The sequence below is a fragment of the Arthrobacter gyeryongensis genome, from assembly GCF_039543785.1.
GTDB lineage: Bacteria > Actinomycetota > Actinomycetes > Actinomycetales > Micrococcaceae > Arthrobacter > Arthrobacter gyeryongensis.
The window spans coordinates 279571-292261 of record NZ_BAABKK010000006.1 but is presented as its reverse complement, the minus strand read 5'-3'; the positions used below and the strand labels follow the sequence as shown (position 1 = coordinate 292261).

Sequence of the window (12691 nt, the reverse complement as noted above, 5' to 3'; positions counted from 1 at the left end):
CGAAGAGCCAGAATTGTTTCACGTGAAACAGCCTATTCGAATACCTCGTCGTCGGCACTAAGCCATAAACGCCGCAACAGCGCGGCACACCGACATCAACGGACGACTCTGAAGAATCGACACTGTGCACTTGTCGTTTAGCCCTTAGTCCATGCCAATCCTGCCGGCAATTGTCCTTATACGAGCCCGACTCCAGGCGCACAACAGATTTCATGCCAGTCCAGGCCGTTCCCGGAAAAGTTGTCTATTTTGAGATTGAAAATGGTTCACTAACGGCACCTCAGTCCACAGGCAGCAGCAGCGCTTGCATCGGCCTACCAACATTCACCACCAGCTCCGTCAGTCGCGAGACCACGAACCCCGAAACCGCACACTGAAGGCACGAAAAAGCCGGTGGCCCTCGCTCTTGAGCGAGGGCCACCGGCCGAATCAGAAGCGACCGCTAAAGGGGCGCCCGACGTCCTAGGACAGTACGGATTCAAATTCCTTTTCGAAGAATTGCTTCGGCTTGGCGCCGATAACTGTGCTCTTCACTTCTCCCCCACTGAAAAGGTAAACCGCAGGAATAGACGTGATGCCGTATTCAGCGGCGATGGCTGGGTTGTCGTCGACATTCAGCTTGACGACGTCAACCTTGTCTCCGTACTCAACCGAGATCTCATCGAGGATGGGACCCAACTTGCGGCACGGGCCGCACCACTCCGCCCAGAAGTCCACAATGACCGGCTTTTCAGCGGCCAGGACGTCGGTGCTGAAACTGGCGTCGGTAACGTTTTTAGCGTTGCTCATAATTCTTTCCCTTCGAATGGATGGCTGCCGTGCCGATTAGGCGTGCAGGTCTGCAAGATAGTGCTCGACGTCCAAAGCCGCGACACAACCGGAACCAGCTGCCGTGATGGCCTGGCGGTAGGTGGGGTCCACGACGTCGCCGGCGGCGAAGACGCCCTTGATGCTGGTCTTGGAGCTGCGGCCGTCGACGGCGATGGTGCCTTCAGGGGCGAGCTCCAGCTTTCCCTTTACGAGTTCCGTGCGGGGATCGTTGCCGATGGCCACGAAAACGCCGGTGACGGCGAGTTCGGACTCGGTGCCGTCGACGAGGTTCTTCAGTTTCAAGCCGGTCACCTTGTCCCCACCGATGACGTCCTCGACGGCGGTGTTCCACACGAAATTGATCTTCTCGTGGGCCTGCGCACGGTCAGCCATGATTTTCGAAGCCCTGAGGGCGTCGCGGCGGTGTACCACGGTGACGGACTTGGCGAACTTGGTGAGGAAAAGTGCTTCCTCCATTGCAGAGTCACCGCCGCCGATCACTGCGATGTCCTGGTCCTTGAAGAAGAAACCGTCACAGGTTGCACACCAGCTCACGCCGTGTCCGGAAAGACGCTTTTCATTCGCCAGGCCGAGCTCGCGGTATGCGGAACCCGTGGAAAGAATGATGGCGCGTGCCTTGAAGGTCTCCCCCGTGCCAATCGTCACGGACTTGATGTCGCCGTCGAGGTCCAGTTCAGTGACGTCCTCAAACTGAATCTCAGTCCCAAAGCGTGCCGCCTGCTTTTCGAAGTTCTCCATGAGATCAGGTCCCATGACGCCTTCGGGGAAACCGGGGTAGTTCTCGACGTCCGTTGTGTTCATCAGTTCGCCACCGGCAGTCACGGAACCGGCGATGAGCAGCGGCTTCATGTTGGCGCGGGCCGTGTAGACGGCCGCTGTGTAACCGGCAGGCCCTGAGCCTACGATGATGACATCACGTACGTTGGACGCGGTGTTTTCTGCGTTGCTCACTGGTAGGTGAACCTCTTCCTTAGTCGATGCACCGGATCCTTGCGGCCGGCCACATGGCACAACCCTTTGTCGGCGCGGAATATTCCGATGTTCCCGCGGACCCTAATATCCGCCACCATTCAGGGTACCGTCCGGCAGCGCAGGCCTTCCGCCGTCGACTACTGGACCTTGATCTCCGCAAGGCGCAGGCCGAACCCGTAGCGCGTCTTGGGCGCGGTCAGTTTGGGCAGGGACTTGATGGAGATGATGACGTACTGGGCCGTCACAGGGGAACTGAGCGGCATGGTGAGCTCCGGTGAGGTGAAGCTGTTGGTGCCTACCAATTTGGCACCGTCCATGGCCGGACGGTCGTTGGTGTAAACGTTGATGTTTCCACCGGATGCGCCTAATTGACTCAAGGTGACGGACGTTACTTGTGAGGGTGCCTTGAGCTTGACGAGCAGCGAAACTCCATCAGGTGCCAGGCCGCCCCAGTCCGCGGTGGCGAACTCCATGTCCGACCAGTAACTCGCGGCGTTGCCGTCGTAAGCCTTGACCAGGTCTTTGTCGTAGCTCGCGGCGAATTCGAAATCGCCCATGCGGGTGACTCCATCAATGACCGGCGGCGCTGCGACCGGCGCTGATGCTGATGCACTGCTACTCGGCTGTCCGGTTACCGTTTGAGAAGCTGTGGAGGTCTGCTTGGCTGCCGGAGTCCCGCCGGGGATGAGGTTGCCGAGATTGGTGACAGCCAGAACCAAACCCACGATCAAGACGGCGGCAAGGACCCCACCCACGAGCCAACGGAAGGAACGGGGCTCGCGGACTGGCTCTTCGTCGTAGTATTCGTCCTCGTCGAGGGGCTCTGCCTGCTCACGCGCCGTCGAGGGGAAGCTCGATGCTCCTCGGCTGTATCCCCCGGTAGCTGCGGCCGCATCGCGAGAAGTGTCCGCACCTCGGGAGCCGGCTTCGTCGTTAACAAAGCCGTAGTCGTCTTCGGACCAGAGAGAGACCTTGGATTCCTGGGCGGGGTTCGCGGAGGTGGGCGCCGGAGGGGTGGACGCCGGAACAGCCTGCGTGGCGGGCGCCTCTTGGATTTGCTGGGGAGCCGTCCGGCTCGACTCGGCAGCCGAAGCGGATCCGGCCCTCCCTGAAGGTGCGGCTTCGCCGTGGTCGCTGGTTGATCTTTCGGTACCCTTTACGGCGGCTGCGGCCGCAGCGGCAGCGGCCCCTGCTCCCGCTGCCGCAGCAGCGATGCGGGAACCGATGCCCCCACGGGCCGACGTCGGCCGGGCAGCAGGCATGGGAGGAACCACCGGGCGGCGCGGGTCCGCAGGTGCCGGGGTCCCCTGCAACGAATCGCCGGCGGGATGGGGCTCGACCTCGTCGTAACTGATGTACTCGGCGTCGTGCTCTTCTTCGTCGTACAGTCCGTCGTAGGTCTCGGGTTCGTGGGACCTGGCCTGGCCGAAGATCTCGCTGCCAAGAGTGTCCGTGAAGAACGGTTCGACGTAGGGCGGGTTGGTGGCCACTACGAGATCCAGTAGGTCAGGAGCGCTGCTGTGGTTGGTGATGAGGTACGTGGTGCTGTCGCTCACGCCGAGATCGAGGATCTGGACATGGCCGGGCCGTTCCCCAGTGGCTACCTCGCGGGCGCTTTTGGCGACCTGCTCAGCGTTTCCGGGGCCGGCCACGAGGATGCTGACAGGTCTGTTGAGGACCTGGTCCACGCCGTCGAGCACCAGATCTTGGTCGTGCGAAGTCAACACGGTGGCTGTGACTTTGTAGCGGCCGCCAAGCACTGATCCGACATCGATCGGGTGGGACACGGGTTCCTCCTATGACTGTCCGGAAGCTGCGGGTCCTGAATACGGGATCCGGCCAGCCGGGTGACCCGTGGTCTGCAACTACCTGTATTAGTTTCTGATCCTAGCTGATTGGGCCGTTCCGGCTCCGGGTTTGCGAGGATGCGTCACCTTTTGCGGCGGGGTCCACCGCGGAAATATGGATTGTTTCCCAGCGTCCCCTGATAGGTGCGGCGGCCCGGCAACGGGATGCCCGGGCGGCCTGCGGCCCCTTGCGCGGTGCTCGGGATGTCTTCATCCGGCAGATATGACTTCTCGATGTCGGACCAAGCGTCCACTGTATCCCTCCCTTCCGCAATGCCTCCATCGGCAATGCGGTCAGGATCGTGGCCGCCATCCCACCCGTCCTTGGAAGGGATGGTTTGCAAGGCGGGACCGGCGCGGAAGGATGCTGCGTCGAACTCGCCCGAAATGCGCGGAATGAGCCCGGTGTCGTCGGACACTGTGGCGCGGACCGCCGTCGGGGTCTGTTTTCCGCCCGCGGGCGGTGTTTTCTCGACTGGAACACCCCGGCCGAGCCGGCCGAGCACCGGCCGGAGCAAATCGCGCAGCTCGCTCACGTGGAAGACGCGCAGCAGGAACAGATACGCAAGCAGCATGACGGGCCCGACGACGACCACCGTCACCAAGGCGGCAGGCCTGCTGCTCCACGCGAAACCGTCAGCGTGGTAGCTGCCGAGGAGCCACAAAGCCAAGGCGCCCGCGATCGCCGAGCCCAAGGCCGCGTAGCCCATGCGGATGTACGAGTTTGCGATCCGGGGACCGTCCACATGGCCGAGGAGGCGTCGAAGGAACCAGACGCTGATGACCACGGACAGGATGTTGCCGAGCGTGTACAGGACGGCGATCGCGAAGATGATCCGGCCCACCGGCAGGAACTGGATGATGAACGCGCCCACAACGTTGAGCAGGGCCAACATGAGCTGTATATAGAAAGGGGTCCGGGCGTCTTCGTTGGCGTAGAAGACGCGGGACATCATGAAGTTGGCGCTCATGAACGGCGTGCTCAGCGCGAGGATCGTCAGCGTCTGGGCGAGCATGACGCCGTCCTGGGGCTTCCCGCCGGAGAAGAACATGCCCAACGGTCCGGCGAGGGCAAAGAGGGCCAGCGCTCCGAAGACGGTTGCGACGGCCATGGTCCGCAGTCCGTGCGAGAGGGCTTCGCGCAGTTCGGCTTTGTTGCCGGCCTGGGAGGCAAGGGCCATGCGGTTGAAGAGCACCGTGGCGAGCGACAACGCAATGATCGAGTGCGGAAGCAAGTACAGCTGGCTGGCGACTTCGAGGACCGCGTTACCGGGGAGAGTGGCGGCCGCCGGGTCCTGCGCGTGCTCCAGGCGGAGCCGCTCGGAGCCGGGAATCGTCGCGATCCTCATGACGTAAAGGAAAGCGAGCTGCCCGACGGCGGCGGTCAGGAGCGTCCAGACGCTCAGTTTTGCTGCCTGGCCCAGTCCCACGCCCCGCCAACCAAAGCGCGGCCGGAGCCCGAGCCGCAAGCGGATCACCGGGACGAGGAGTATCGCGGTCTGCGCGAGCACGCCGACGGTGGAGAATCCGGCGATCAGGAAGGTCTGGAACGGCCCCCAATTGTCCAAGGTGTGGGGGTTGGTGTTGTTGGCACCGAGGATCCAGATGAACATGCCCAATCCGGCGATGGCCACCACGTTGTTCAGGATCGGCGCCCACATGGCGGGGCCGAAGGCACCGTTGGCGTTGAGGATCTGGGTCAGCAACGCATACAAACCGTAGAAGAAGATCTGCGGGAGGCAATAGAACGCGAACGTTACGGCCAGAGATTTCTGCTGGGGTGAATAGCCCTGGGTAGTGAGGTCGATGACCATCGGTGCGGCCAGCGTGACCAGCGCCGTGAGCGTCAAGAGAACCAGCACGGCCAAGGTCAGGAGCCGGCTGATGTAGTCCGCGCCGCGGTCCGGGCCCTTGCTCGCTTTGATGATTTGCGGGACCAGTACGGCGTTGAACACGCCGCCCGCGACCAGGAGGAAGATCAGGTTGGGCAGGTTGTTGGCGTTGATGAAGGTGTCATTGACCGTCGATCCCAGGCCCAGTGCGGCGCCAAGCATCCAGGTTTTGGCGAAGCCGAGGAACCGTGAAACGAGCGTCCCCGCGGCCATGACGGCGCTGGAACGTGTTTCTCCGGACTGGGGTGACTGGGTTGTTTTGGCGGCAGACATTGTCATTATCGTCCCATGAGCCGGGCTGCCTGGTGCGTCAAACCGGTGTCAGACGGTGGGAAAGGCCGTGTTAGAGGTGTTCGGGCAGGACTTCGCGGGCAAGATCGGCGATACGCCGCTCATTGGGAAAGGACAGCTTGCGGGCCAATTCCTGGAGGGGAACCCAGGCGGCATCGATGGCCTCCTGATCGGGATCGTTCTCGATTGTCAGCTCTCCACCGGTCGCGCGCAAGAGGAAATGGTGCACGGTTTTGTGGACCCGGTGACCGCTCACGGTGAACCAGTAGTCGATGCTGCCGAGGGGAGCGAGGACGTTGCCTTCGATCCCGGTCTCCTCTGCAATCTCGCGCACGGCTGCTTCTTCGTTGTTTTCCTTGCCCTCCGGATGCCCCTTCGGAAGGCACCACTCAAGCCGGCCACCCCTATTAAGGCGGGCGATGATCGCAACCCTTAGTTCGCCGTCGGACGTGTCTACGACGACGCCGCCTGCGGAGACTTCCTCCACCGTCGGAAGGGCCGCCTGGGCCGGGTGCGGGACGGGCGCGACGTGGGCACCAATTGCCGACGGCAATGGTGCGTTCGTCCTCCTGCCAGGAGCACTCGGGATCGGGTTGGCCATGAAGTCCACTCTAACGACTCTTGCCCGTTGGTGATGACCGGGACATGGACTCGCGGTGACGTACGGATGGCGCTCGCCCGTGATCCCGGTGCCGTCGCCACGCAATCACAGCGCAATGACAAGGATCCGGTGGGATGGCGCAGCGAAATCTGACAAGCTTAAGGAACTATGGCGCAAGTATTGGACAGTTCTTCAGTTAATTTCCACATGGATCCAGTGGTCCTGGACCTCGGACAGCGGTTTGTGGACGCTGGATTCGAACTGTCGCTGGTTGGCGGCCCGGTGCGGGACCTTTTCCTCGGCCGCGTCTCGCCCGACCTGGATTTCACCACCGACGCCACTCCGGACCAGACCCTTTCCATCATCAAGAGGTGGGCCGACAACTTCTGGGAAATCGGCCGCGCCTTTGGAACGATCGGGATGAAGAAGTCCGGCTTCCAGATCGAGATCACGACGTACCGGGCCGAGGCCTACGACGCCGATTCCCGCAAGCCCGCGGTGGCTTTTGGCTCCTCGCTGCTGGACGACCTTCTCCGCCGCGATTTCACTATCAATGCCATGGCGCTTCGGTTGCCCTCGCTGGAACTCGTGGATCCGTTCCACGGCGTCCGCGATCTCCATGCTTCGGTCCTCGCCACCCCGGGAGCACCGGAATCATCATTCTCCGATGATCCCCTGCGCATGATGCGCGCGGCCCGCTTCGCGGCGCAGCTCGGCGTTGCGGTGCGCGACGACGTCCGCCTCGCAATGTCCGGCATGGCCGAGCGGATCAAGATCATTTCCGCCGAACGCGTGCGCGAGGAGCTCGTCAAGCTCATTAATGGTGCGCACCCGCGCGCGGGCATCGACCTCCTCGTGGATACCGGACTGGCCGAATTTGTCTTGCCGGAGGTTTCTGCGCTGCGCCTTGAAGCCGATGAGCACCACCGGCACAAGGACGTCTACCAGCACTCCCTGCAGGTCCTGGAGCAGGCCGCGTCGCTCGAGACCGGCCCGGACGGCCCGGTGCCTGGTCCGGACTTTGTGTTGCGCTTCGCCGCGCTGATGCACGACGTCGGGAAGCCGGCGACGCGCCGTTTCGAACCGGGCGGCGCGGTGAGCTTCCGCCACCACGACATGGTCGGCTCCAAGCTGACCGCAAAACGCATGAAGGCCCTGCGCTTCGACAACGACACCATCAAGGCCGTGGCGCGGCTTGTGGAGCTTCACATGCGTTTCTACGGCTATGGGGATGCGGGCTGGACCGATTCCGCGGTCCGCCGATATGTGGCCGACGCCGGGCCCTTGTTGGAGCGCCTACACCGACTCACCCGGTCCGACGTCACCACACGTAACCAGCGCAAGGCGGAGCGGCTCTCCTTTGCCTACGATGACCTTGAGCAACGGATTGAGGTCCTGGCCGAACAGGAATCTCTCAATGCCATCCGGCCGGACTTGGACGGAGCGCAAATCATGGCTTTGCTGGGACTCAAGCCCGGGCCCGTGGTTGGCCGCGCCTATAAGTTCCTCCTGGAGGAGCGCATGGAAAACGGTCCGCTGTCCCAGGAGGATGCCGAGTCCAAGCTCGTGGCGTGGTGGGCCGGGCAACCCGAGTCCGCCGTCGAACTTTCATCGGAACCAGCCGTCGATGCCAAAGCAGGCACCGCCGAACCAGAGGAGTCCTGAAGTGAACCCTGCAGCCAAGCCTTCCCGGCCACAGCTCTGGATCATGCGTCACGGGGAGACCGAATGGTCCAAGAGCGGCCAATACACCGGTTTGACGGACCTTCCCTTGACGGTGGAAGGCGAACAGCAGGCGGTGGAAGCCCGCAAGATCTTGGAAGGCATCGACTTCGACCTTGTCTTGACATCGCCGCTGCGCCGGGCCCGGCGTACCGCGGAGTTGGCAGGCTTCCCCGACGCCGTTCATGAACCGCTCGCTGTGGAGTGGAACTACGGCGACTACGAAGGCATCAGCTCGGACCTCATCCGCAAAGACAACCCGGACTACCTCATCTGGTTCGACGGCGTTCCCAACGGCGAGACTCTCGACTCCGTGGCAGCCCGCGCCGACAAGATCATTGCACGCGTCCTCGAGTCTGGAATGGACAACGTCCTGATTGTGGCCCACGGGCATTTTTCCCGCATCCTCACGGCCCGCTGGCTTGAATTGGATGCCCGGGAAGGCCGCCACTTTGTCCTGGGAACAGCCAAAGTTTGCACTTTGGGTTGGGACAAGCGGACGCCCGCTATTCTTCGCTGGGGACTGTAGGAAGAATTAATTTCTAAATTGTTTGTAATTGGCTGGTCAACAGCGCGATTCATGGTGTAACTTTATTTTTGATCCCAGAGCGATCCGCCGGGATTGAGGCGTGCACTACCCAGCCAGTCAACTGCGGTAGTGCCAAAGCAGAAAAGGAGGTTGGGAAAATGATTACTTTGACTAGCGGATGGAAGATGACCGTTGCTGGCACCCCGGCCTTCGCTGATCGACGCCGTTTTGCGGCCTAGCTCCCCCTGATGTACTTCCTCCCCTGATTATTCGGGGCAGTTCGCGGTGCAATCAGGCTCTGGGTTGGGCCTACCATTGAGCGGTATCACGCGATTGACGTGGTGCGCAGTTTCCTCATAGTTCGGAACCAGCTTCTTGTTGGGGACGGCTGCCCCTGGATACCACCTACCGGAACTCCATGCTTCGGTACTGTTTACGGTCATTCGATAAATCCGCTTAATCCACCCATCATTGCCCGGCATTCACACGCCTAATTCTGCGCTGTTTTCTTCGAATTCAGGGGGCTTAATTGTCATGCCCGAATTCCGGCAATTCTCTTCAAATCGAAAGGAGGTGAACTCTTGGCCAAGCGCCTCAAGGACCTGATGGTCTTCAACAGCAAGCCCGTCGTCAAAGACAAGACGCTCTTCAACGGGCAACTGCTGGACCAACGCAGGGAAGACGTCTACGTCGTCCTGCACCAAATGGGCATCATCCGCTGAGTGTCCCCCACCACTGCAATTCAGGAGGGACTGATGGCACACATCGGACAGTTCGCCTTGGAAGCCCACGCGGCTATGCGTGGGCTTCCGCCTTTTAACGCGGGACTTAGGCGCGAGGCTGTCCGCCGCGGCTTGCTGGAACCTGATCGCCGGGCCTGAAGGTAAGCTCGATTCCATGCAGGAGACGAAGCCGCACAGCCAGGAAAAGCGTGCCCGCTTTGTGGTTCCCAGCCGTAGTGATTCCTTGCTCAGGAACTTCACCGAGTTGATCGGAGGACCTCTTGGGCAGCGGTCCTCCCCCGGGGCCGTCTCCCCTGGGTTCTTCACCGTTGAACGGGTCCTGATTATCCTCACGATCGTTGCGGCACTCCTGTCGATCTTGATCAAGGGCTATTGCCGCGTCAACGGTTGGCACACTCCCCAGCAGTTCTACGCCACCTGCTACTCGGACTTCCCCGAACTTTTCAGCAGTCGGGGCCTTGCGGACGGCGTTTTTCCGATCTTCGATCAGAAAGCCCTGTTCGAATATCCCGTGATCACGGGGCTGATTGCGGGTGTCACTACATGGCTCGTACCGGGGCACGGTGCCAGCCCCGAACGGATCCTTGGCTATTTCGACGTGAATGCGACCCTGATTGCGGCCATGTGGATCGTGGTTGTCCTGGCTACCGCGCGCATCAATCGGCGCCGGCCGTGGGACGCTGCCATAGTGGCCCTGGCGCCCGGGATCGTGCTGGCCGGAGTCATCAATTGGGACATGTGGGCCGTGGCCATGCTCGCGGTGGGGATGTACTTCTTCGCAAAGGAACGTCCCGTCCTGGCCGGTCTGTTCATCGGTTTGGGGACAGCCACCAAGCTCTATCCGCTGCTCATGCTGGGCGCAGTCTTGTTACTAGCGCTACGCAGCGGCCGGCTGCGGGTCCTTATTTTGACCACTTTGTCCGCCACGGCAGCCTGGCTCGCAGTCAATGTCCCGGTCGCAATCGTCAACCCGGCCGGCTGGCGCTACTTTTTCGACTACACCCGTGATCGCCCCGCTGGATACAGCTCTCCGTGGTTCGCCTACAACCTCGTCGCGGAACGCCTTCAACTGGTCCAGCTTGGCCCGGAGGCCATCAATGCCCTGGCGATGGACATGTTCCTCATTGCCTGCGTATTGATTGCCGTATTGGCTTTGACAGCGCCGCGGCGCCCGCGGCTGGCCCAGTTGACGTTTCTGATAGTGGCAGCTTTCATCCTTAGCAATAAGGTCTATTCGCCCCAATATGTCCTTTGGCTGGTGCCATTGCTGGCTTTGGCCAGACCCCGCTGGCGTGATTTCCTGCTCTGGCAGGCGGCCGAGGCGTTGCATTGGACCGCCACGTGGATGTATCTGGGCCAGACGACCAGCGGCGGGGCCGCGCAGAACAACATCGATATGCCGTACTACGTCATGGCCGTCACGCTACACATGGCCGCAACGGCATATTTGATGTTGAGGGTTGCATGGGACATCTGGGAACCCCACCTGGATCCCCTCCGAGTCCACGGTGTGGACGACCCCCACGGTGGTGAGTTCAACGGCGCCGAGGATAGGTTCCGGATAGACCTCAAGAACCCGGCGGCATCGGTGCTTCCTTGGCGGCGCGATCCCTTGAACGCCGTGGAGGCCGAGTCCGTGCTCGACGCGCAATCCGGGGTCGATACGCCCAAACCTTCCCACGACTCAGTGGCCTCTACAGGCGGCGAGGCCGAAGGCGATGGCTGAGGTCGCCGTCGTCGGCTCCGGACCTAACGGCTTGGCCGCCGCGGTAGTCATGGCCCGCGCGGGCCTGGCTGTGCGGGTATATGAGGCCGCCGAGACGATCGGCGGGGGAACGCGGACAGCTGAGCTGCTGGAACCGGGGCACGTCTACGATGTCTGTTCCGCGGTCCATCCGATGGCGCTGGCTTCGCGTTTCTTCCGGGAGTTTGAACTCGAGCGGCGCGTGGAGCTGCGATTGCCGGAAATCCAATACGGAACTCCGCTCGACGGCGGCAGGGCAGCCCTCGCGTATCGCTCGCTGGAGCGGACCGCTTCTGAACTCGGGCCTGACGGATCTGCGTTTACCCGCCTGATGGGACCACTGGTGGAGCGCATGGGCGGGGTGCTGGACGTGACGCAGAACCATCTTCTGAGGATCCCGGCCGATCCGGTGGCGGCGTTACGACTTGGCTTGGCGACCCTGGAGCAGGGTTCGCCGTGGTGGAACCGGCGCTTCTCCGGGGACGCGGCTCCCGCACTCCTGACCGGGGTCGCGGCGCACGCTGTGGGGCCGCTTCCTTCGCTCGCCGCCGCGGGGGCGGGACTCCTTCTGGGGGCGTTGGCTCACGCCGGCGGGTGGCCCATTCCCGTTGGTGGCTCTGTGGCTATAGCGGAGGCCATGGTCCGGGACATCGAGGCCCACGGCGGAGTGATTGAGACCGGCGGGCAGATCGATTCCCTCGAAGAGCTGCGCCCCGCGAAGGCCATCCTGTTGGATGTTGCTCCCCCGGGACTGCTGCGTATGGCCGGTTCGGTGATTCCCGACCGCTATAAGCGGTCGCTGGAAGCATTCCGGTTCGGGAATGCAGCGTGCAAGGTGGATTTCATCCTCTCCGGGCCGGTGCCCTGGGCAGCTCCGGGTCTGGCCGCCGCCGGGACGGTCCACATAGGTGGCACGCGTGACGCCATGGCCGAGGCCGAGAACCTGGTAGCGGCCGGCCGACATCCCGCGAAGCCCTACATCCTTGTTGCCCAGCCATCCATTGTGGATCCCGGGCGCGCTCCAGCCGGGCGGCACGTTCTCTGGTCCTATTGCCACGTGCCCAAAGGATCGACTGTGGACATGGCCGAGGCGGTCATCTCCAGGATTGAGGAATTCGCGCCGGGCTTCCGCGACGTGGTGATCGGCTGGAAAACGACGACGGCGGCAGGCTTGGCGGAATACAACGCGAACTATGTTGGTGGAGACTTCAGTGCAGGACTGATGGACATTCGGGGATTGGTGCGGCGTCCCGTGTTTTCAACGGTGCCATGGCGGACGCCCATTCCAGGAGTGTACCTGTGTTCATCCTCAACGCCCCCCGGGCCCGGAGTAACAGGAATGCCCGGGTATCACGCTGCGAAACATGCCTTGAAAGACATGTTCAGCCTGCAGATACCCGGGCTTGGCCTGGGCGGTTAACCTCCCCCGACGCTCGCTCACCTATGTGCCGAATCCCCCGGACGCTCGCTCCCGTATGTCGTCGAAATCCCAAACGCTCGCTCACGTATGAGGCCCACC

11 protein-coding genes are annotated in these 12691 nt (G+C 62.3%); 6 read left to right on the top strand and 5 right to left on the bottom strand.

Annotated elements, in window-relative coordinates:
* Positions 1-462 precede the first annotated feature (462 nt).
* From trxA to ABEA18_RS05290, 5 genes are all read right to left on the bottom strand, one after another.
* Complete coding sequence (gene trxA, locus ABEA18_RS05310; protein ID WP_078107075.1) at positions 463-789, bottom strand: thioredoxin; 327 nt, start codon at positions 787-789, stop codon at positions 463-465.
* 36 nt (positions 790-825) lie between these two features.
* Positions 826-1782 (bottom strand): thioredoxin-disulfide reductase, encoded by a 957-nt coding sequence (gene trxB / locus ABEA18_RS05305; protein WP_345448253.1) that lies wholly within the window; start codon positions 1780-1782, stop codon positions 826-828.
* 158 nt (positions 1783-1940) lie between these two features.
* Positions 1941-3590 carry an ABC transporter substrate-binding protein gene (locus tag ABEA18_RS05300; protein ID WP_345448252.1) on the bottom strand — a complete coding sequence of 550 codons (1650 nt, stop codon included), beginning with the start codon at positions 3588-3590 and terminating at the stop codon, positions 1941-1943.
* Positions 3591-3733: 143 nt separating this feature from the next.
* Positions 3734-5815: a murein biosynthesis integral membrane protein MurJ gene (gene murJ, locus ABEA18_RS05295; RefSeq protein ID WP_345448251.1), complete on the bottom strand. Its 2082-nt coding sequence runs from the start codon at positions 5813-5815 to the stop codon at positions 3734-3736.
* A gap of 70 nt (positions 5816-5885) precedes the next feature.
* Positions 5886-6386: an NUDIX hydrolase gene (locus ABEA18_RS05290; RefSeq protein WP_345448356.1), complete on the bottom strand. Its 501-nt coding sequence runs from the start codon at positions 6384-6386 to the stop codon at positions 5886-5888.
* A gap of 216 nt (positions 6387-6602) precedes the next feature.
* Here ABEA18_RS05290 and ABEA18_RS05285 point away from each other — a divergent pair, with 216 nt between their 5' ends.
* The 6 genes from ABEA18_RS05285 (at position 6603) to ABEA18_RS05260 (ending at position 12592) form a co-directional block, all read left to right on the top strand.
* Positions 6603-8099, top strand: a complete 1497-nt coding sequence (locus tag ABEA18_RS05285; RefSeq protein ID WP_345448250.1) for a CCA tRNA nucleotidyltransferase — start codon at positions 6603-6605, stop codon at positions 8097-8099.
* Position 8100: 1 nt separating this feature from the next.
* Entirely contained in the window at positions 8101-8685 is a 585-nt protein-coding gene (locus ABEA18_RS05280) for a histidine phosphatase family protein (RefSeq protein ID WP_059388855.1), read from the top strand.
* 581 nt (positions 8686-9266) lie between these two features.
* Entirely contained in the window at positions 9267-9407 is a 141-nt protein-coding gene (locus ABEA18_RS05275; protein WP_234752948.1) for a hypothetical protein, read from the top strand.
* 33 nt (positions 9408-9440) lie between these two features.
* Positions 9441-9566, top strand: coding sequence for a hypothetical protein (locus tag ABEA18_RS05270; RefSeq protein ID WP_345448249.1), 126 nt, complete (start codon positions 9441-9443; stop codon positions 9564-9566).
* 16 nt (positions 9567-9582) lie between these two features.
* Positions 9583-11154, top strand: a complete 1572-nt coding sequence (locus ABEA18_RS05265) for a glycosyltransferase family 87 protein (protein ID WP_345448248.1) — start codon at positions 9583-9585, stop codon at positions 11152-11154.
* A complete protein-coding gene (locus tag ABEA18_RS05260; RefSeq protein WP_345448247.1) occupies positions 11147-12592 on the top strand; it encodes a phytoene desaturase family protein in 1446 nt (481 codons plus the stop codon). Before ABEA18_RS05265 ends, ABEA18_RS05260 begins: the two co-directional genes overlap by 8 nt.
* The last annotated feature ends 99 nt before the right edge of the window (positions 12593-12691 follow it).

Excerpts from the sequence above, each read along its gene's own strand:
- ABEA18_RS05270 (WP_345448249.1), top strand. The coding sequence starts at position 9,441 with ATGGCACACATCGGACAGTTCGCCTTGGAAGCCCACGCGGCTATGCGT.
- ABEA18_RS05260 (WP_345448247.1), top strand. The coding sequence starts at position 11,147 with ATGGCTGAGGTCGCCGTCGTCGGCTCCGGACCTAACGGCTTGGCCGCC.
- trxA (WP_078107075.1), bottom strand. The coding sequence starts at position 789 with ATGAGCAACGCTAAAAACGTTACCGACGCCAGTTTCAGCACCGACGTC.
- ABEA18_RS05265 (WP_345448248.1), top strand. The coding sequence starts at position 9,583 with ATGCAGGAGACGAAGCCGCACAGCCAGGAAAAGCGTGCCCGCTTTGTG.
- murJ (WP_345448251.1), bottom strand. The coding sequence starts at position 5,815 with ATGTCTGCCGCCAAAACAACCCAGTCACCCCAGTCCGGAGAAACACGT.
- ABEA18_RS05285 (WP_345448250.1), top strand. The coding sequence starts at position 6,603 with ATGGCGCAAGTATTGGACAGTTCTTCAGTTAATTTCCACATGGATCCA.